This window comes from Exiguobacterium sp. LL15 (assembly GCF_024436095.1).
Lineage (GTDB): Bacteria > Bacillota > Bacilli > Exiguobacteriales > Exiguobacteriaceae > Exiguobacterium_A > Exiguobacterium_A indicum.
The window spans coordinates 1-16,960 of the sequence record NZ_JANFNX010000005.1 but is presented as its reverse complement, the minus strand read 5'-3'; the positions used below and the strand labels follow the sequence as shown (position 1 = coordinate 16,960).

28 protein-coding genes are annotated in these 16,960 nt (G+C 48.0%); 27 read left to right on the top strand and 1 reads right to left on the bottom strand.

All coding sequences use genetic code 11. The features are described from left to right. Positions 1-18: 18 nt before the first annotated feature. From rplX to rpsI, 24 genes are all read left to right on the top strand, one after another. Entirely contained in the window at positions 19-330 is a 312-nt protein-coding gene (rplX, locus tag NOM72_RS15545) for a 50S ribosomal protein L24 (protein WP_012369020.1), read from the top strand. 31 nt (positions 331-361) lie between these two features. After that, positions 362-901: a 50S ribosomal protein L5 gene (gene rplE / locus NOM72_RS15540; RefSeq protein ID WP_023466635.1), complete on the top strand. Its 540-nt coding sequence runs from the start codon at positions 362-364 to the stop codon at positions 899-901. A 14-nt stretch (positions 902-915) separates the two neighbouring features. Continuing rightward, on the top strand, positions 916-1,185 hold the full coding sequence (gene rpsN, locus NOM72_RS15535; RefSeq protein WP_023466636.1) for a 30S ribosomal protein S14: 270 nt from the start codon (positions 916-918) through the stop codon (positions 1,183-1,185). A 31-nt stretch (positions 1,186-1,216) separates the two neighbouring features. After that, positions 1,217-1,615 carry a 30S ribosomal protein S8 gene (gene rpsH, locus NOM72_RS15530; protein WP_012369023.1) on the top strand — a complete coding sequence of 133 codons (399 nt, stop codon included), beginning with the start codon at positions 1,217-1,219 and terminating at the stop codon, positions 1,613-1,615. 31 nt (positions 1,616-1,646) lie between these two features. After that, positions 1,647-2,183: a 50S ribosomal protein L6 gene (gene rplF, locus NOM72_RS15525; RefSeq protein WP_023466637.1), complete on the top strand. Its 537-nt coding sequence runs from the start codon at positions 1,647-1,649 to the stop codon at positions 2,181-2,183. 37 nt (positions 2,184-2,220) lie between these two features. Continuing rightward, positions 2,221-2,571 (top strand): 50S ribosomal protein L18, encoded by a 351-nt coding sequence (rplR, locus tag NOM72_RS15520; RefSeq protein ID WP_023466638.1) that lies wholly within the window; start codon positions 2,221-2,223, stop codon positions 2,569-2,571. Positions 2,572-2,593: 22 nt separating this feature from the next. Then, the gene (rpsE, locus tag NOM72_RS15515; protein ID WP_023466639.1) at positions 2,594-3,094 is read left to right on the top strand and encodes a 30S ribosomal protein S5; all 501 of its coding nucleotides are present in this window, start codon (positions 2,594-2,596) and stop codon (positions 3,092-3,094) included. Between the two features lie 18 nt (positions 3,095-3,112). After that, positions 3,113-3,298: a 50S ribosomal protein L30 gene (rpmD, locus tag NOM72_RS15510; RefSeq protein WP_023466640.1), complete on the top strand. Its 186-nt coding sequence runs from the start codon at positions 3,113-3,115 to the stop codon at positions 3,296-3,298. A 35-nt stretch (positions 3,299-3,333) separates the two neighbouring features. Next, entirely contained in the window at positions 3,334-3,774 is a 441-nt protein-coding gene (rplO, locus tag NOM72_RS15505) for a 50S ribosomal protein L15 (RefSeq protein WP_047390602.1), read from the top strand. Beyond that, the gene (gene secY / locus NOM72_RS15500) at positions 3,774-5,063 is read left to right on the top strand and encodes a preprotein translocase subunit SecY (RefSeq protein WP_023466642.1); all 1,290 of its coding nucleotides are present in this window, start codon (positions 3,774-3,776) and stop codon (positions 5,061-5,063) included. Before rplO ends, secY begins: the two co-directional genes overlap by 1 nt. A 71-nt stretch (positions 5,064-5,134) precedes the next feature. Further along, on the top strand, positions 5,135-5,782 hold the full coding sequence (locus NOM72_RS15495) for an adenylate kinase (protein ID WP_023466643.1): 648 nt from the start codon (positions 5,135-5,137) through the stop codon (positions 5,780-5,782). Continuing rightward, positions 5,782-6,534, top strand: coding sequence for a type I methionyl aminopeptidase (gene map, locus NOM72_RS15490; protein WP_023466644.1), 753 nt, complete (start codon positions 5,782-5,784; stop codon positions 6,532-6,534). The genes NOM72_RS15495 and map overlap by 1 nt, the downstream gene beginning before the upstream one ends. Positions 6,535-6,683: 149 nt before the next feature. Then, positions 6,684-6,902: a translation initiation factor IF-1 gene (infA, locus tag NOM72_RS15485; protein WP_012369032.1), complete on the top strand. Its 219-nt coding sequence runs from the start codon at positions 6,684-6,686 to the stop codon at positions 6,900-6,902. Between the two features lie 33 nt (positions 6,903-6,935). Next, positions 6,936-7,049 (top strand): 50S ribosomal protein L36, encoded by a 114-nt coding sequence (gene rpmJ, locus NOM72_RS15480; protein WP_003156543.1) that lies wholly within the window; start codon positions 6,936-6,938, stop codon positions 7,047-7,049. Between the two features lie 20 nt (positions 7,050-7,069). After that, positions 7,070-7,435, top strand: a complete 366-nt coding sequence (rpsM, locus tag NOM72_RS15475) for a 30S ribosomal protein S13 (RefSeq protein ID WP_023466646.1) — start codon at positions 7,070-7,072, stop codon at positions 7,433-7,435. A 16-nt stretch (positions 7,436-7,451) separates the two neighbouring features. After that, entirely contained in the window at positions 7,452-7,847 is a 396-nt protein-coding gene (gene rpsK / locus NOM72_RS15470; RefSeq protein ID WP_023466647.1) for a 30S ribosomal protein S11, read from the top strand. Positions 7,848-7,984: 137 nt separating this feature from the next. Then, positions 7,985-8,929 carry a DNA-directed RNA polymerase subunit alpha gene (locus NOM72_RS15465; RefSeq protein ID WP_023466648.1) on the top strand — a complete coding sequence of 315 codons (945 nt, stop codon included), beginning with the start codon at positions 7,985-7,987 and terminating at the stop codon, positions 8,927-8,929. Positions 8,930-8,962: 33 nt separating this feature from the next. Further along, entirely contained in the window at positions 8,963-9,334 is a 372-nt protein-coding gene (gene rplQ, locus NOM72_RS15460) for a 50S ribosomal protein L17 (protein ID WP_023466649.1), read from the top strand. 98 nt (positions 9,335-9,432) lie between these two features. After that, on the top strand, positions 9,433-10,263 hold the full coding sequence (locus NOM72_RS15455) for an energy-coupling factor ABC transporter ATP-binding protein (protein WP_255999448.1): 831 nt from the start codon (positions 9,433-9,435) through the stop codon (positions 10,261-10,263). Beyond that, positions 10,251-11,105, top strand: a complete 855-nt coding sequence (locus tag NOM72_RS15450) for an energy-coupling factor transporter ATPase (RefSeq protein ID WP_255999447.1) — start codon at positions 10,251-10,253, stop codon at positions 11,103-11,105. Before NOM72_RS15455 ends, NOM72_RS15450 begins: the two co-directional genes overlap by 13 nt. Continuing rightward, the gene (locus tag NOM72_RS15445; protein WP_149426607.1) at positions 11,102-11,893 is read left to right on the top strand and encodes an energy-coupling factor transporter transmembrane component T family protein; all 792 of its coding nucleotides are present in this window, start codon (positions 11,102-11,104) and stop codon (positions 11,891-11,893) included. The genes NOM72_RS15450 and NOM72_RS15445 overlap by 4 nt, the downstream gene beginning before the upstream one ends. Further along, positions 11,893-12,627, top strand: a complete 735-nt coding sequence (gene truA / locus NOM72_RS15440) for a tRNA pseudouridine(38-40) synthase TruA (protein ID WP_035399345.1) — start codon at positions 11,893-11,895, stop codon at positions 12,625-12,627. Before NOM72_RS15445 ends, truA begins: the two co-directional genes overlap by 1 nt. A gap of 168 nt (positions 12,628-12,795) precedes the next feature. Further along, positions 12,796-13,233, top strand: a complete 438-nt coding sequence (gene rplM, locus NOM72_RS15435) for a 50S ribosomal protein L13 (RefSeq protein WP_023466654.1) — start codon at positions 12,796-12,798, stop codon at positions 13,231-13,233. A gap of 24 nt (positions 13,234-13,257) precedes the next feature. Next, positions 13,258-13,650 (top strand): 30S ribosomal protein S9, encoded by a 393-nt coding sequence (rpsI, locus tag NOM72_RS15430; protein WP_023466655.1) that lies wholly within the window; start codon positions 13,258-13,260, stop codon positions 13,648-13,650. A 93-nt stretch (positions 13,651-13,743) separates the two neighbouring features. Here rpsI and NOM72_RS15425 read toward each other — a convergent pair whose 3' ends face one another. Next, complete coding sequence (locus NOM72_RS15425; RefSeq protein ID WP_058266100.1) at positions 13,744-14,031, bottom strand: hypothetical protein; 288 nt, start codon at positions 14,029-14,031, stop codon at positions 13,744-13,746. Between the two features lie 95 nt (positions 14,032-14,126). Here NOM72_RS15425 and NOM72_RS15420 point away from each other — a divergent pair, with 95 nt between their 5' ends. The 3 genes from NOM72_RS15420 to NOM72_RS15410 all read left to right on the top strand — a co-directional run bounded on the left by NOM72_RS15420 (position 14,127) and on the right by NOM72_RS15410 (position 16,558). Then, entirely contained in the window at positions 14,127-14,777 is a 651-nt protein-coding gene (locus tag NOM72_RS15420) for a M15 family metallopeptidase (RefSeq protein ID WP_023466656.1), read from the top strand. A gap of 144 nt (positions 14,778-14,921) precedes the next feature. After that, positions 14,922-15,953 (top strand): Mrp/NBP35 family ATP-binding protein, encoded by a 1,032-nt coding sequence (locus NOM72_RS15415; protein WP_023466657.1) that lies wholly within the window; start codon positions 14,922-14,924, stop codon positions 15,951-15,953. Between the two features lie 2 nt (positions 15,954-15,955). Continuing rightward, positions 15,956-16,558 (top strand): KinB-signaling pathway activation protein, encoded by a 603-nt coding sequence (locus NOM72_RS15410; protein ID WP_058266102.1) that lies wholly within the window; start codon positions 15,956-15,958, stop codon positions 16,556-16,558. The last annotated feature ends 402 nt before the right edge of the window (positions 16,559-16,960 follow it).

Here is a 16,960-nt window from a genome sequence, read left to right as displayed (position 1 = left end):
CAAGGAGGTGCTCTAACGATGCATGTCAAAAAAGGTGATAAAGTTCAGGTTATGACTGGTAAAGACAAAGGCAAACAAGGCGTTGTCCTTACAGCTATGCCTAAAAAAGATCGCGTAATCGTCGAAGGCGTTAACATGATCAAAAAACACTCAAAACCTTCTCAACTCAACCCGCAAGGCGGAATTGTCGAGAAAGAAGCACCGATTCACGTATCGAACGTTATGCTCATCGACCCTAAGACAGGTAACCCAACACGCGTTGGTTTCACTGTGGTTGACGGCAAGAAAGTACGTATCGCTAAAAAATCGGGCGAAGCTTTAGATAAATAAGAAGATTTAAAGAAAGGAGGTCCACTTTCTGATGAACCGTTTAAAAGCTAAATACCAAGACGAAATCGTCAAAGTAATGATGGAGAAATTCAATTACAGTTCTGTAATGCAAGCGCCGAAAGTCGATAAAATCGTAATCAACATGGGTGTTGGTGACGCTGTTACGAACTCTAAGGCACTTGACATGGCAGTCGAAGAGCTTCAGCTCCTCACTGGTCAGAAACCACTCATCACGAAAGCTAAGAAATCAATCGCTGGTTTCAAACTTCGTGAAGGTATGCCAATCGGTGCGAAGGTTACACTTCGTGGCGAGCGCATGTACGAATTCCTCGACAAGTTGATCAACGTGTCACTTCCACGTGTACGTGACTTCCGTGGCGTATCGAAAAAATCTTTCGATGGCCGTGGTAACTACACGCTAGGCGTGAAGGAACAATTGATTTTCCCAGAGATCGACTACGATCGCGTATCGAAAGTCCGTGGTATGGACATCGTTATCGTAACTACTGCTAACACGGATGAAGAGTCACGTGAGCTTCTCACTGCACTCGGCATGCCATTCCAAAAATAAGGGAGGTCGACAACATGGCTAAGAAATCAATGATCGCACGTGAAGTAAAACGTCAAGCACTCGTTGAGCGCTACGCTGAAAAACGCGCAGAATTGAAAGCACAAGGCGACTACATCGGCTTGAGCAAACTCCCACGTAACTCTTCAGCGGTTCGTTTACACAACCGTTGTAGTATCACTGGCCGTCCACACGGTTACATTGGTAAATTCGGTATCAGCCGTATTAAGTTCCGTGATCTTGCTCATAAAGGTCAAATCCCTGGTGTTAAAAAAGCAAGCTGGTAATTCATTAAAGTTGTGAAAGGAGGTACATCGCATGGTTATGACAGATCCGATTGCAGATATGCTTACACGCATTCGTAATGCAAACATGGTTCGCCATGAGAAGTTGGAAATGCCAGCTTCTACAATCAAACGTGAAGTCGCTGAAATCCTCAAACGTGAAGGTTTCATCCGCGATGTTGAATATCTCGAGGACAGCAAACAAGGTACGCTCCGCGTATTCCTTAAATACGGCGCAAGCAACGAGCGCGTTATCACTGGACTCAAACGTATCTCGAAACCAGGTCTTCGCGTTTACGCGAAAGCTGATGAAATCCCGAAAGTACTCGGTGGTCTCGGAATCGCTATCGTTTCAACATCTAAAGGTGTAATGACTGACAAAGAAGCTCGCCAACAAAAAGTCGGCGGCGAAGTGATCGCATACATCTGGTAATACACGCATAAAAAGAACGGAGGTGTCTTAAATGTCACGTATTGGTAAAAAGCCAGTCGTCATCCCAGCAGGCGTTACAGTAACAGTTGAAAACAACACGGTTACGGTAAAAGGTCCTAAAGGGGAACTCTCACGCGAGTTCAGCCCAGCTATGGCGATCAACGTAGAAGGTAATGAATTGACTGTCACTCGTCCGAACGACGAGAAAGCAAGCCGTACGATCCACGGAACGACTCGTGCGCTTATCGCGAACATGGTCGAAGGTGTTAGCAACGGTTTCGCTAAGACACTTGATATCCAAGGTGTTGGTTACCGTGCACAAAAGCAAGGTAACAAAATCGTACTCAACCTCGGTTACTCACACCCAATCGAGTACACTCCGGAACAAGGCATCGAAGTCGAAGTTCCTACGAATACGCAACTCATCGTTCGCGGAATCAGCAAAGAACGTGTTGGTCACGTCGCTGCATTGATCCGTTCGTACCGTCAACCTGAGCCGTACAAAGGTAAAGGTATTCGTTACAGTGATGAAGTCGTTCGTCGTAAAGAAGGTAAAACAGGTAAGTAATTCGCGAATGCGAATTGACCGGAAAGGAGTGGCATAAATGATCTCAAAGGCAGATAAAAACGCTACGCGTAAAAAACGTCATGGTCGTGTCCGTCGTACAATCATCGGGACTGCAACACGTCCACGTATGAACGTATTCCGTTCGAACAAGAACATTTACGTACAAGTCATTGACGATGCAACACATGCAACACTCGCATCTGCATCATCACTCGACCTTGAAAAAGGCAACACGACTGACGCTGCGGCAGCAGTTGGTAAGCTCGCAGCTGAGCGCGCTCTTGAAAAAGGTATCGAAACAGTCGTTTTCGACCGTGGAGGATATCTCTATCATGGACGTATCAAAGCTGTAGCTGAAGCAGCTCGTGAAGCTGGTCTCAAATTCTAATAGAAAAGGAGGGAACCTCTACATGCGCCAGTTAGAAATTAACATGGATCAACTCGAAGAACGCGTTGTTACCGTAAACCGCGTCGCGAAAGTAGTAAAAGGTGGCCGTCGCTTCCGTTTTGCTGCACTCGTCGTCGTTGGTGACAAGAATGGTCACGTAGGTTTCGGTACGGGTAAAGCTCAGGAAGTGCCTGAAGCGATCCGTAAAGCAATCGAAGATGCTAAGAAAAACATGGTTAACGTCCCAATCGTTAACACAACAATTCCACACGAAGTCAACGGTGTATTCGGTGCAGGTCACGTCTTCTTGAAGCCTGCTTCTGAAGGTACTGGAGTCATCGCTGGTGGTCCAGTTCGTGCGGTTCTCGAATTAGCGGGAATCAACGACATTCTTTCAAAATCACTTGGATCAAGCACTCCAATCAACATGGTTCGTGCGACTGTCGAAGGTCTCACATCACTCAAACGTGCTGAAGAAGTTGCGAAACTCCGCGGTAAAACCGTCGAAGAACTTCGCGGTTAAGAAAGGGAGGGAAAACAGATGGCGAAACTCGCAGTTACCCTCACACGCAGCATGATCGGTCGTCCGGAGAACCAACGCGTTACTACTCGTACGCTTGGTCTCCGTAAGATGCACCAGACTGTTGTCGTACCTGACAACGCTGCTATGCGTGGGATGATTAACCACGTGTCACACTTAGTGACAGTTAAAGAAATTCAAGAGTAATAGTTCGATATAATTTTATGAGGAGGTGCCCCACTATGAAACTCCATGAATTGAAACCAGCTGCTGGTTCACGTTCAGAACGCAACCGTGTAGGTCGCGGTATGTCTTCTGGTAACGGTAAGACTTCTGGCCGTGGTCACAAAGGTCAAAAAGCTCGTTCAGGCGGTGGTGTTCGTCCAGGTTTCGAAGGTGGACAAAACCCACTTTACCGTCGTTTACCAAAACGCGGCTTCAACAACCCAACTCGTAAAGAGTTCGCGGTCATTAACCTTGACACACTCAACCGTTTTGAAGAAGGAACTGAAATCACTCCAGAACTTCTTGTCGAGACTCGTACAGTCAAAGGCATGAAAGACGGCGTTAAGATCCTTTCTAACGGTAAGATCGAAAAGAAACTAACAGTTAAAGCTCATAAGTTCTCCGAAGCTGCGAAGCAAGCGATCGAAGCTGCCGGCGGTACGGTTGAGGTGATCTAATGTTTCAAGCGATCTCCAATATGTGGCGCGTAGCTGACATTCGTCGGCGCATTCTCTTTACCTTGGCATTGGTCATCGTGTTCCGGATCGGAGCACATATCCCAGTGCCGATGGTAAATACGGAAGTGTTCAAGATCGACCAGAATGGTATTCTTGGTTTCTTGAACTCGTTCGGTGGGAATGCTTTGCAGAATTTCTCACTCTTTGCGATGGGAATCATGCCGTATATCACGGCCTCGATCGTTGTCCAACTCTTACAGATGGACGTTGTTCCAAAGTTTGCCGAATGGGCAAAACAAGGAGAGGCGGGCCGTAAGAAGTTAGCAACGGTAACGCGCTATGGAACGATCGTACTCGGCTTAGTCCAAGCGTTTGGAATCGCGCTTGGATTTAACCGTATCTACCCAGGTCTTGTCGACGAACAGTTCGGCACCTGGACATACGTTATGATTGCACTCGTATTGACAGCGGGAACAGCATTCTTGATGTTCATCGGTGAACTCATCACGGAGAAGGGCATTGGTAACGGGATATCAATGATCATCTTCGCTGGGATCGTCGCGGGCTTCCCGAATGCATTCCGCCAGATTTACGAAACGAAGCTCCAAAATGCAGGGGATGCTTTGTTTGTAAACGTGCTTTATATCGTACTCTTGCTTTTAATCATCATCGCGGTCATCGTCGGAGTCATCTATGTACAGCAAGCTGCACGTAAGATTCCGATTCAGTACGCTAAGCGTACGGTGAACCGGACACCAGTTGGCGGTCAATCGGCACACTTACCGATCAAATTGAACGCTGCCGGTGTTATTCCAGTCATCTTCGCGGTGTCGTTCATGGTGACGCCACCAACGATTGCGAGTTTCTTTGCAAGTCCGGAAACGGCAACGAAGATCCGTGACATCTTCGACTACACGAGTCCAATCGGTATGTCGATCTATGTGGCACTGATCATCGCGTTCTCGTACTTCTACACATTCGTTCAGGTTAACCCGGAACAAATGGCAGAGAACCTTCAAAAACAAGGCGGATACATTCCTGGTATTCGTCCTGGTAAGCAAACGGAGCAGTACATCACGAAGATTCTATACCGTCTGACATTCTTCGGTTCACTATTCCTCGCTGTCATCGCGGTGACGCCGACATTCTTCATTAAGTTTGCTGGCTTACCGAACTCGGTGCAGATTGGTGGAACGAGCTTGTTGATCGTCATCGGTGTAGGACTAGAGACGATGAAACAGATTGAAAGCCAATTGGTTAAACGACACTACAAAGGCTTTATCCGATAAGGCGGGAGGAAGGGGACCATCCCTTTCCTTTCTGTTGTGTCTATAGAGCTATAGAAGTGGAGGCTACCGACATGAATCTAGTATTGATGGGTTTGCCGGGTGCTGGTAAAGGAACGCAGGCTGCGAAAATCATCGAAGACTATGCGATCCCCCACATCTCGACAGGCGACATGTTCCGCGCGGCGATCAAAGATTCAACGCCACTCGGACAAGAAGCGAAATCATACATGGATAAAGGGGAACTCGTTCCGGACGAAGTCACAATCGGCATCGTACGTGAGCGTCTCGCCAAAGAAGACTGTGCAAATGGTTTTCTCCTTGACGGTTTCCCACGCACAGTGAAACAAGCAGATGCTCTTGAAGCATTACTTGAAGATCTGGGCAAACAAATTGATCACGTCATCCACATCGGTGTAGACCCGGAGAAACTTGTCCCTCGTTTGACAGGTCGCCGGATTTGCCCAACTTGCGGAGCAACGTATCATGTTCTCTACAACCCACCAAAAGTGGAGGGGATCTGTGATATCGACGGATCAGCACTTGTACAACGTGAAGATGACCAAGAGGAGACAGTACGTCGTCGCTTGGAAGTCAACGTCGCTCAAGCGCAACCTTTGATTGACTTTTACGCAGAAAAAGGGTATCTTCGTAATTTGGACGGTGATCGTCCAATCAACGATGTATATTCCGATGTTCAGGCACTCCTTGGTGATCAGTAATGATCATCACGAAAGCGCCGCGTGAAATCGACATCATGCGTAAAGCAGGACAAATCGTCGCCCGGACGCATAAGGAGCTTCAAGCTCACATTCGCCCAGGTATCACGACGGGGCAACTCGACGCGATCGCTGAACGCTATATTCGAAGTCAAGGGGCAACACCATCGTTTAAAGGGTATAATGGTTTCACGGGTAGCATCTGTGCTTCCGTGAACGAAGAGCTTGTCCATGGTATTCCGGGAGATCGTGTACTTCAGGACGGTGACATCATCTCGATTGACATCGGAGCAGAGTACAATGGGTATCACGGAGATTCAGCCTGGACATATCCGGTAGGTACAATCTCTGAAGAGACGAAGCGGTTACTTGACGTAACTGAAGAATCTCTGTATAAAGGATTGGAGCGCGCCAAAGCTGGCGTGCACCTGACAGATATTTCGCATGCGATTCAGTCACATGTTGAAGCTGCGAATTTTTCTGTAGTCCGCGAATATGTGGGCCACGGCGTGGGACAAAATTTGCATGAAGATCCGCAAATTCCACATTATGGACCACCGGGGAAAGGGCCGCGCCTGAAAACCGGCATGACACTGGCAATTGAGCCAATGGTCAATGTCGGGAAACGCTATGTTCGCACACTATCCGACAATTGGACGGTAGTGACGGTGGACGGTAGCATGTGCGCCCACTTTGAGCACACCATCGCCATCACAGACGACGGCTACGAGATCTTAACGGTCGATGCAGAGTGAGCTGTGTGCGTTATTGGTGTCACCTTTCTATAAGCCAGTATCCACTCGTGTTTGTGACCGATGATCTCTCAATGGCTCTTGTAGAAAGCCCCTAGCGCTACAAATCGTCTGGGCTCCCAATCAACTTTATAGAGAAAGGGGTATAATTGATGGCGAAACAAGATGTAATCGAAGTGGAAGGTACGGTTATCGAGCCGCTTCCAAACGCGATGTTTAAGGTGGAGTTAGAAAACGGCCACACGGTCCTCGCGCACGTCTCAGGAAAAATTCGGATGCACTTCATTCGGATCTTGCCAGGAGATAAAGTAACGGTTGAGTTGTCACCATACGACTTGACTCGCGGACGGATCACATACCGTTTCAAATAAAAACTCCGATTTTTTCAGGAGGAGGTATTCACAATGAAAGTAAGACCTTCGGTTAAACCGATCTGTGAAAAATGTAAAGTTATCCGCCGTAAAGGCAAAGTAATGGTTATTTGCGAAAACCCTAAGCATAAACAAAAACAAGGGTAATTAAACAAGGAGGTGCACACATGGCACGTATTGCTGGTGTAGATATTCCACGTGAGAAACGCATCGTCATCTCACTCACTTACATCTATGGTGTTGGTAAAACGACTGCTCAAAAAGTCTTGAAAGAAACTGGTATCTCTGAAGATACTCGTACTCGCGACTTGACTGAGGAACAATTGAACCAACTTCGTGATGGTTTAGACAAAATCAAAGTTGAGGGTGACCTTCGTCGTGAAATCTCACTCAACATCAAACGTTTGATCGAAATCGGTTGCTACCGTGGTGTTCGTCACCGTCGTGGTCTTCCAGTTCGTGGTCAAAACACTAAAAACAACTCGCGTACTCGTAAAGGCCCACGCCGTACAGTAGCGAACAAGAAGAAGTAAGGGAGGGTAAACTAAGATGGCAAAACGCAAACAGAACGTTCGTAGTAAACGTAAAGTCAAAAAGAATATTGAATCTGGTATCGTGCATATCCGTTCAACATTCAACAACACGATCGTTACGATCACTGATATGCAAGGGAATGCAATCTCTTGGGCAACTGCAGGTAACATGGGCTTCAAAGGCTCACGTAAATCGACTCCTTTCGCTGCACAAATGGCATCTGAAACAGCTGCTAAAACAGCAATGGATAACGGTATGCGTACTGTAGAAGTTAACGTTAAAGGTCCTGGTGCAGGTCGTGAAGCAGCTATCCGTGCTCTTCAAGCGATCGGTCTCGAAGTTACTGCAATCCGTGACGTTACTCCAGTACCACACAACGGTTGCCGCCCTCCAAAACGTCGTCGCGTGTAACCCGTCTTGTACTGCAGAGCGGGGATTCGAGTAGACTTTTGTTGATCGTTTGACCAAGCAAGGCAGTAGAAACGTACACAAGACGGTTGGCGATTGAACGCGATGGCCAACATGACGATATTCAAGGAGGGGTTCAGATGATCGAAATCGAAAAACCGAAGATTGAAACGATCGAGTTAAGCGAGAACGCTACGTTTGGTAAATTCGTAGTTGAGCCGCTTGAGCGTGGATTCGGTACAACGCTTGGTAACTCATTGCGTCGTATCCTATTGTCTTCACTTCCGGGTGCTGCAGTCACTGCAGTCCAAATCGATGGCGTTCTTCATGAGTTCTCGACGATTGATGGCGTTGTAGAAGACGTTACCCAAATCATCTTGAACCTTAAGAAACTCGCCCTCAAAGTGTACTCGGAAGAAGAGAAAACGCTTGAGATCGATATTCAAGGCGCTGGTGTTGTCACTGCTGCGAACATTACGCATGACAGCGACGTCGAAATCCTCAACCCAGAACTTCACATCGCAACGCTTGCAGAAGGTGCATCACTTCATATGCGTCTGACAGCACGCCGTGGTCGTGGGTATGTTCAGGCTGAAGATAACAAACGGGACGATATGCCAATCGGTGTAATCCCAATCGACTCGATTTACACGCCAATTCAACGTGTAAATTATCAAGTTGAAAAAACACGTGTCGGTCAAGATGCGAGCTTCGATAAGTTGACGCTTGATGTTTGGACGGACGGTTCAATCCGCCCTGAAGAAGCAGTGTCACTCGGTGCGAAAATCATGACAGAACACTTAAACATCTTTGTTGGTCTTACGGACGAAGCGCTCCATGCTGAAATCATGGTCGAAAAGGAAGAAGATCAAAAAGAAAAAGTACTCGAAATGACGATCGAAGAACTCGATCTCTCAGTTCGTTCGTACAACTGTTTGAAACGCGCTGGTATCAACACGGTTCAAGAACTCGCGAACAAGAGCGAAGACGAGATGATGAAAGTCCGTAACCTCGGACGTAAATCACTCGAGGAAGTTCAAGCGAAACTCGACGAACTCGGACTAGGCTTGCGTAAAGAAGACTAATACTATTAATTGCACGAAGGAGGGAATCCATCCATGGCATACTCGAAATTAGGCCGTACAAGCTCACAACGTAAGGCACTTTTGCGTGACCTTGCGACTGATCTCATCATCAATGAGCGTATCCAAACTACAGAACAAAAAGCGAAGGAACTTCGTCCAGTCGTAGAGAAACTCATCACTTTAGGTAAACGCGGTGATCTCCACGCTCGTCGTCAAGTTGCATCGTTCGTTCGCCGTGAAGCTGCTGGTCAAAACGCAGAGGGCAAAGCACAAGACGCGATCCAAAAATTATTCGCTGATGTGGCTCCACGTTTTGCTGAGCGTCAAGGTGGTTACACACGCATCATGAAAATGGGACCACGTCGTGGTGACGGCGCAGAAATGGTCATCATCGAACTCGTTTAATCCTCATTAAATGATTCGCCATAAAAGGGCAGTGCGTATCCCGCTTCTGCCCTTTTGCTACAAAATGAAAGTATTGATTTGATGAAGGAGGAGAGATCATGGACAAGCTGATTGAACTGGAACAGGTCACCTATCGGTATCCGGAACAGGAGCAAGCAGCCCTACAAGAAGTCTCTCTGACGATTCGTTCAGGTGAATGGGTCGCCATCGTTGGTCACAACGGCTCTGGAAAATCAACGCTGACGAAATTGTTTAATGGACTGTTGTTACCGGAGACAGGGACCGTTACGGTTGCTGAGCGCTTTTCAAGTGCGAATCCGGAACAACTGTGGGAGATGCGTCGAGCAATCGGCATCGTCTTCCAAAATCCAGACAATCAATTCGTTGGCACGACCGTGCGCGACGACGTGGCATTTGCTCTAGAAAACTGGGGTGTGCCACGCGAGGAAATGGTTCGTCGTATCGACGACAGTCTAGCGCGCGTTGGCCTTACGGATTTTGTTGATCGGGAACCCCATCAACTATCCGGCGGACAGAAGCAGCGTGTCGCAATCGCTTCGGCGCTTGCGATGCGCCCTGATGTTCTCGTGCTCGATGAAGCTACATCGATGCTTGATCCATTAGCACGACAAGAGGTCATGTCGACCGTTCAGGAACTCCATGCGACCCACCCAATGGCGGTCATCGCGATTACACACGAATTAGACGAAGTATTACGGGCTAGTCGTGTCATCGTCATGGATGCCGGGAAAATCGTATTAGAAGGATCCCCTCAGGAAGTCTTTCGTCATGCATCGTTCTTAGAAGACATCGGACTCGATGTTCCATTCGTTGTTCGGGTACAAGAACGTTTACAGGCGCAAGGTCTCTCACTCGAGGAGACGATACTAGATGAAAGAGAATTGGTGAACCGTTTATGCCAATCTTAATCCAGGAATTAAATTATACGTATCAACTCAATAGTCCGTTCGAACGAGTCGCGCTGCGTGATGTGAATCTTGAGATTCCGTCAGGGGCGCTTGTTGCGTTTGTAGGGCACACCGGATCCGGGAAATCGACGCTCGTGCAGCACATCAATGGGTTGCTCAAGCCGACAGCGGGGAAGGTACAAGTCGATGACATCATCGTCGAACCGAAGAAAAAACAGGACCTCAAGCCATTAAGACGTCGCGTCGGGCTTGTTTTTCAATATCCGGAATATCAATTGTTCGAAGAGACGGTCTTAAAGGATGTCATGTTCGGTCCGATGAACTTCGGTCATGATGCCGCGACCGCTGAGCAATTAGCGAAAGAGGCATTACGGACTGTCGGACTCGATGAAGTCTTTTGGAGTCGTTCGCCGTTTGACCTGTCTGGTGGGCAAATGAGGCGTGTTGCAATTGCCGGCGTACTCGCTAGTCAACCAGACGTGTTGATCGTCGATGAGCCGACGGCAGGACTCGATCCGCAAGGGCGCAAGCATATGCTGAGTCTATTTGCCCGGCTTCATGCAGAGACCGGTATGACGTTGCTCCTGATCACGCACGACATGGATCAGGTGCTTGAGTATGCTGAGCGTGTGATCGTCATGGAAGACGCCCAGGTGGCGTTTGACGGGCTACCGCTTGATCTGTTTAAAGGAGAGACATTGCTCGAGCAATTCCACCTCGATCTCCCGCACGTCCTATCGCTTGCTTGGCAAGTCGCTGATCGGCGTGGATTGCAACGACCGGATATCCGGACGGAGACCGAGTTGATCGAGTGGTTGATGACGAAAGGGGTGAGCGAATGATCGTCGGACAACATATTCCCGGTCAGTCGTACTTGCACCGGTCGTCGGCACTTGCGAAGATCATCTTTGCCTTTTGTTTCATTCCGCTCGTCTTTCTTGCGAACAATGCAGCAACGAACATCTTTTTACTCATCTTTACGTTTTTAGCGCTCATGAGTAGTCGCTTACCGCTTCGTTATGTTCTAAAAGGACTGCGACCGATTCTATTCCTGATCGTCTTTACGTTCGTCATCCAGCTGTTCTTCACGCGCGAAGGGGCTGTCCTTTTTGAGTTCGGCTGGCTTCGGATCTATGAAGAAGGACTGCGACTCGCGATCATCGTCTCATTACGTTTCTTCTATCTCGTCTCGATTACGACGCTCGTCACGCTGACGACCTCACCGATCGAATTGACGGATGCGATTGAATTATTGTTGAAGCCGTTCAAGGTCGTCCGTGTCCCGACGCATGAGATTGCTTTAATGTTATCGATCTCGCTTCGGTTCTTACCAACCTTAGCGGAGGAGACGGAGAAAATCATGAAGGCACAGCAAGCACGTGGGGTTGATTTATCGGCAGGACCGATCAAGGAACGTTTACGGGCGATCATTCCGTTATTGATTCCGTTGTTCATCTCCGCCTTTAAGCGGGCAGAGGATCTTGCGACAGCGATGGAAGCACGGGGGTACCGTGGAGGAGAGGGACGGACACGTCTACGGGAATCCAAGTGGACGATGCGGGATACAGGTCTGATCATCCTACTCGTCCTCCTGACGATCAGTTTAGTAGGATTGCGAGGGATCGGGTAATGCGTCGTTTAAAATGTACGATTCAATATGACGGAACCGGCTACGCCGGGTATCAGGTGCAACCAAACGGATTGACGATTCAAGAAGTGATTGAAACGACACTTGCGCGGATGCACAAACATCCCGTCAAGATCATCGGGTCGGGACGGACGGATGCGAGGGTGCATGCCTACGGGCAAGTCATTCATTTTGATACGGAACTAGCGATTCCACCGGAGAACGTCGTCAAGGCACTGAATACGCTCTTACCAGCGGATATTCGTGTCCGAAGCTGCGAGGAGGTCGAACCGACCTTTGAAGCGCGTTACGATGTCGTAGGGAAGGAATACCGCTATTTCGTCCGCCGCGAAGAAAATGCGTTTCGTCGGAATCTATCGGTTCATATTCCGTATCCGCTCGATCTCGAGCGCATCCGTCAAGGGATGGCACATCTCGTCGGCACGCACGATTTCAGTTCGTTCTGTGTCGCGAAGACGGAAACGGATAACCGGGTCCGGACGATTTACGAGGCAGAGTTGATGACGGTCGGTGACGAACTCGTCTTTCGGTTCCAGGGCAGTGGGTTTCTCTATAATCAAATCCGGATTATGGTCGGGACGTTACTTGACGTCGGACGCGGTCGTTTTGCACCAGAGGACATTAAAAAAATGTTGCTGGCAAAGGACCGGAACGTCGCAGGCGTGACGGCGCCTCCTCATGGACTCTATCTATGGGAAGTTTTCTATCCGGAGTGAAAAAAGGCAATTGACATTGGCTATTAAAAAACATACAATGTTTATTGGCATTTCATTTATTATGAAACCACAATCTTAGCCCCGTACACCTAAGATTATGATAGATTCACCTAGTGAATAAATGAAAAATCAAAAACAGAACTTTTAATTCCTTAGGAGGTATTTTACATGCGCACAACTTTCATGGCGAAAGCTACTGATGTAGAACGCAAATGGCTCCTTATCGACGCTGAAGGTAAAACACTCGGTCGCCTTGCGAGCGAAGTTTCATCACTTCTCCGTGGTAAGCACAAGCCTACGTTCACACCACACGTTGACTGTGGGGATAACGTTATCCTCATCAACGTTGAGAAAATCGTTTTAACTGGTAACAAACTCGACAAAAAAGTCTACTACCGTCACTCTGGTCATCCAGGCGGCTTAAAGCAGACTGTTGCACGCGATATGCTTGCTAACAAACCTGAGCGCATGCTTGAACTCGCGATCAAAGGGATGCTTCCAAAAGGTAGCCTCGGTCGTCAAATGTTCAACAAACTCCACGTCTACGCTGGAGCTGCACACAAGCACGAAGCACAACAACCAGAAGTTTACGAACTTCGCGGTTAATACGAATTTAGGAGGAACTACACGATGGCAGATGTACGTTACTACGGCACTGGTCGCCGGAAACACGCGGCAGCGCGCGTTTTCCTCGTTGCTGGAGACGGTAAAGTCACAGTTAACGGTCGCGATATCAGCGAATACTTCGGTTATGAGACATTGATCATGACTGCAAAAGAACCACTCGTAATCACAGAAACAGAAGGCAAGTACGATGTAATCGTAACGGTCAAAGGCGGCGGCTTCACTGGTCAAGCAGGCGCTATCCGTCACGGTATCTCACGTGCTCTTCTTCAAGCGGATCCAGAATTCCGCGGCGCACTCAAAGCGAAAGGCTTCTTGACTCGTGATGCTCGTATGAAAGAGCGTAAAAAATACGGTCTTAAAGCAGCTCGTCGTGCACCACAATTCTCGAAACGTTAATTCTTTTCGAATCCCTCTCACCCTTGTGGTGGGAGGTTTTTTTGTGCATTGAAAAACCGCTCTCCTGACGAAGTGTCAGAACAGCGATTCAAGTCAAGACGACGGAGTGGAGCGTAATCGGTGCAATATCGTCAGAAGAAGATAGAGGATGACGATCGTCAGCGGGATGCTCCAAATAAAGAGAGATTGTATGAATTGGGTAGGTGTATGTGTCGTCGCTTGACCGACATGTCCCGTAAAAGAGGTTTCTTCACTCAAGACGGTTGCATTGTCCGGTAACTCCGTCTTGGTAGCTACGGTCGGTTGCAGCGTCAGATACAGGATGAAGCCAAGGTGTAAGAGACAGGTGACGCCAAGCGTCCAAATAAAGCGTTTTTTCATAGGATGCTCCTTTTGATATAAGTTAAAATCATTCTGCATTCCATAAGTATAGCGGATTTTGTTTTCGGGAACAGGAGACAAAGGGGTGAGTATAGATGGCATTATCGATCAGCTGGTTACTCGAGCGAGCGAATCGGAAGTTGAATGCTTCGGGACTTTCACGAGAAGTCGCCAAACGGACGCAAGAAGTCATCCGGGAGATGCATGCGCAAGGGATTTATGTCGGTGTCGCACAAGGGTACCGATCGATCGTAGAACAGAATCGGTTGTACGCACAGGGAAGGACACTACCAGGACCAATCGTAACGAATGCACGCGGCGGACAATCGAGTCATAACCGCGGCATTGCCGTCGACCTCTTTCAATATTCCAAAGACGGTACACAAGCGCTGTTTCGAAACGATCAAAGCTTTCAAAAGATTGTTGCTGCGATGAAACGACGTGGCTTTTCTTGGGGTGGGGACTGGACGAGCTTTAAGGACTATCCACACTTTGAATTACTAGGAGTGTCTGAAGAAACGCCGAATCGCTCTCGTGATATCGTTCCGTATCCAGGTCGTCCGTTGTATCAAGGTGCAGCCAATATGAATCCGCGGGATATCGAACGGATCCAACGTGCAGTCAAAGCAACCGTGACTCGGCGCTTTGATGCAGAGACGGCTCAGAAGGTGCGCGCCTATCAAACACGTCAAGGACTTGATGTCGATGGTGTCGTGGGTCCTCGTACATGGAACCGAATGTTCTAAAACGAGTGAATGATCGAGAGAAATGATGAAAACCGACACTGGACATGGAAAAGTCATCCTTTCCGGTGTCGAAATGTGCAAGCGCTCTCTTATTTTTGTTATACTAATAAGGATTAAATCGAACGTTTTCAGGGGGAAGGCACTATGTTGAATGAACAAGAAATTCGCGAGGTAGTCGGAACGCTCGTCGATCCGACGATTGACCGCCCGCTTGCAGATACGAACGGCATTCGTGACGTCCGGATTAAAGGTGATTATGTCAGTCTGAAAATCGCTTTAGCTCAATCTGGTTCTGGGGAGCAACTCGTGCTCCAACAGCAAATCGTCAAGGAACTAAAAGAAAAAGGATTCAAGACGGTGGGACTTCGTTTTGAAGCACTTGGTGATCACGGGATTCAAGCAGCTACGACACCATCAATTCTCAAACCAGAATCTGGTACGACGTTCATCGCGATCGCTTCTGGTAAAGGGGGCGTCGGGAAATCAACGGTTTCCGTTAACTTAGCAGTCGCCCTCGCGCGAGCAGGGAAGAAAGTCGGGTTGATTGATGCCGATATCTACGGCTTTAGTGTTCCAGACATGATGGGAATCGAAACACGTCCGACTGTCGTGAACGACCGAATCGTTCCACCAGAACGCTTTGGCGTTAAGGTGATCTCAATGGGCTTCTTCGTCGAAGATAATGCACCAGTCATCTGGCGGGGACCAATGCTCGGGAAGATGCTCAACAACTTCTTCGCAGACGTCGAATGGGGCGATCTCGATTACTTGTTGCTTGATCTTCCGCCGGGGACAGGGGATGTCGCACTCGACATTCATTCGATGCTCCCAAGTTGTCAGGAAGTCATCGTCACGACACCTCACGCAACAGCCGCTTTCGTTGCAGCACGAGCAGGAGCAATGGCAATCAAGACGAACCATCGTCTCCTCGGAATCGTCGAGAACATGGCGTACTTTGAAAGCAAAGTGACAGGCGAAAAAGAATATGTCTTCGGTAGTGGTGGCGGAGAGAGGTTGTCAGAAGCGTTAAAAACCGATATTCTAGCTAAGATTCCACTTGGACAACCATATGCGAACGATGCGGACTTCGCCCCATCGATCTATCGCGATGAACATCCATTTGAGACGTACTATAATGAACTCGCCACGCGTGTCATCGAAAAAGTAGAGGGATAAGAATGAAGATTAAAGGATTTTTGAAGCTGTTTTGGATGACGCTCCTAATCGGAACGCTCGCCGGCTTCGTGTTTAACTTGGTAGCGGAACCTGGATATATCCGAAATCAATCGATTAGCGGATATGTGACGGCTCTCTCCTACAGTAGTACGTGGACAGCCATCAGTTTGATGGGATTCTTCTCGTACTTGATCTTACATCGCGTCGGACTCGATTTATTCCGCGGCGCAAAGCTTTGGAATCGTGTCCAGGTCGTCTTGATCGCATTTGCACTATTTGATGGTGTTTATCTACGCGGATTAGCATATGGCTTTGATAAGACGAGCCTTTATATTGGTGAAATGGTCGTCTTGCTGTTAATAGCGTTCTTAGTCGCGCGGACGAAAGCACGGGAAACGAACTTTACAGCGTTCATTCCGACATTGTTCCTCATGACAGTCATCACGTTGATCGAATGGGTACCTGCTTTGCAGGCAACACAAGATAAGCGGATGTTATGGGCGGCGCTTGCGACACTTTTAATCTGTAATGCGTATCAGATTCTAATGCTGCATCGCTTGCAAGAAAAGCCCGCTTCTCAAGGACAATCTCAAAAACAGGCGTAACGAAAAAGACCCGCGAACGGGTAGTGTTTTACCGGTTCAAGCGGGTCTATCTTTTTTCTAAAGTTTTTTTAGAAAAACAGTTGACGAAAAAAACAAGAGTTGATATATTAATACATGTCGCTGAGGCACACGCCAAACGCGAGCGTCACAGACGAAAAAAACTTCAAAAAAGTAATTGACATCACATATTACTTTACTGTAAGATTTAAAAGTCGTCAAATGACATATTGGACTTTGAAAACTGAACGATGAGGCAAAAATCGTATTCTACGGAATACAAAAAACGAATGAAGCGCAAGCTTCGTCAATCGTGACTTCGGTCACAACAACGAGCAAGTCAAACACTTCATGGAGAGTTTGATCCTGGCTCAGGACGAACGCTGGCGGCGTGCCTAATACATG

Excerpts from the sequence above, each read along its gene's own strand:
- rplX (WP_012369020.1), top strand. The coding sequence starts at position 19 with ATGCATGTCAAAAAAGGTGATAAAGTTCAGGTTATGACTGGTAAAGAC.
- rplE (WP_023466635.1), top strand. The coding sequence starts at position 362 with ATGAACCGTTTAAAAGCTAAATACCAAGACGAAATCGTCAAAGTAATG.
- rpsN (WP_023466636.1), top strand. The coding sequence starts at position 916 with ATGGCTAAGAAATCAATGATCGCACGTGAAGTAAAACGTCAAGCACTC.
- rpsH (WP_012369023.1), top strand. The coding sequence starts at position 1,217 with ATGGTTATGACAGATCCGATTGCAGATATGCTTACACGCATTCGTAAT.
- rplF (WP_023466637.1), top strand. The coding sequence starts at position 1,647 with ATGTCACGTATTGGTAAAAAGCCAGTCGTCATCCCAGCAGGCGTTACA.
- rplR (WP_023466638.1), top strand. The coding sequence starts at position 2,221 with ATGATCTCAAAGGCAGATAAAAACGCTACGCGTAAAAAACGTCATGGT.
- rpsE (WP_023466639.1), top strand. The coding sequence starts at position 2,594 with ATGCGCCAGTTAGAAATTAACATGGATCAACTCGAAGAACGCGTTGTT.
- rpmD (WP_023466640.1), top strand. The coding sequence starts at position 3,113 with ATGGCGAAACTCGCAGTTACCCTCACACGCAGCATGATCGGTCGTCCG.
- rplO (WP_047390602.1), top strand. The coding sequence starts at position 3,334 with ATGAAACTCCATGAATTGAAACCAGCTGCTGGTTCACGTTCAGAACGC.
- secY (WP_023466642.1), top strand. The coding sequence starts at position 3,774 with ATGTTTCAAGCGATCTCCAATATGTGGCGCGTAGCTGACATTCGTCGG.
- NOM72_RS15495 (WP_023466643.1), top strand. The coding sequence starts at position 5,135 with ATGAATCTAGTATTGATGGGTTTGCCGGGTGCTGGTAAAGGAACGCAG.
- map (WP_023466644.1), top strand. The coding sequence starts at position 5,782 with ATGATCATCACGAAAGCGCCGCGTGAAATCGACATCATGCGTAAAGCA.
- infA (WP_012369032.1), top strand. The coding sequence starts at position 6,684 with ATGGCGAAACAAGATGTAATCGAAGTGGAAGGTACGGTTATCGAGCCG.
- rpmJ (WP_003156543.1), top strand. The coding sequence starts at position 6,936 with ATGAAAGTAAGACCTTCGGTTAAACCGATCTGTGAAAAATGTAAAGTT.
- rpsM (WP_023466646.1), top strand. The coding sequence starts at position 7,070 with ATGGCACGTATTGCTGGTGTAGATATTCCACGTGAGAAACGCATCGTC.
- rpsK (WP_023466647.1), top strand. The coding sequence starts at position 7,452 with ATGGCAAAACGCAAACAGAACGTTCGTAGTAAACGTAAAGTCAAAAAG.
- NOM72_RS15465 (WP_023466648.1), top strand. The coding sequence starts at position 7,985 with ATGATCGAAATCGAAAAACCGAAGATTGAAACGATCGAGTTAAGCGAG.
- rplQ (WP_023466649.1), top strand. The coding sequence starts at position 8,963 with ATGGCATACTCGAAATTAGGCCGTACAAGCTCACAACGTAAGGCACTT.
- NOM72_RS15455 (WP_255999448.1), top strand. The coding sequence starts at position 9,433 with ATGGACAAGCTGATTGAACTGGAACAGGTCACCTATCGGTATCCGGAA.
- NOM72_RS15450 (WP_255999447.1), top strand. The coding sequence starts at position 10,251 with ATGCCAATCTTAATCCAGGAATTAAATTATACGTATCAACTCAATAGT.
- NOM72_RS15445 (WP_149426607.1), top strand. The coding sequence starts at position 11,102 with ATGATCGTCGGACAACATATTCCCGGTCAGTCGTACTTGCACCGGTCG.
- truA (WP_035399345.1), top strand. The coding sequence starts at position 11,893 with ATGCGTCGTTTAAAATGTACGATTCAATATGACGGAACCGGCTACGCC.
- rplM (WP_023466654.1), top strand. The coding sequence starts at position 12,796 with ATGCGCACAACTTTCATGGCGAAAGCTACTGATGTAGAACGCAAATGG.
- rpsI (WP_023466655.1), top strand. The coding sequence starts at position 13,258 with ATGGCAGATGTACGTTACTACGGCACTGGTCGCCGGAAACACGCGGCA.
- NOM72_RS15425 (WP_058266100.1), bottom strand. The coding sequence starts at position 14,031 with ATGAAAAAACGCTTTATTTGGACGCTTGGCGTCACCTGTCTCTTACAC.
- NOM72_RS15420 (WP_023466656.1), top strand. The coding sequence starts at position 14,127 with ATGGCATTATCGATCAGCTGGTTACTCGAGCGAGCGAATCGGAAGTTG.
- NOM72_RS15415 (WP_023466657.1), top strand. The coding sequence starts at position 14,922 with ATGTTGAATGAACAAGAAATTCGCGAGGTAGTCGGAACGCTCGTCGAT.
- NOM72_RS15410 (WP_058266102.1), top strand. The coding sequence starts at position 15,956 with ATGAAGATTAAAGGATTTTTGAAGCTGTTTTGGATGACGCTCCTAATC.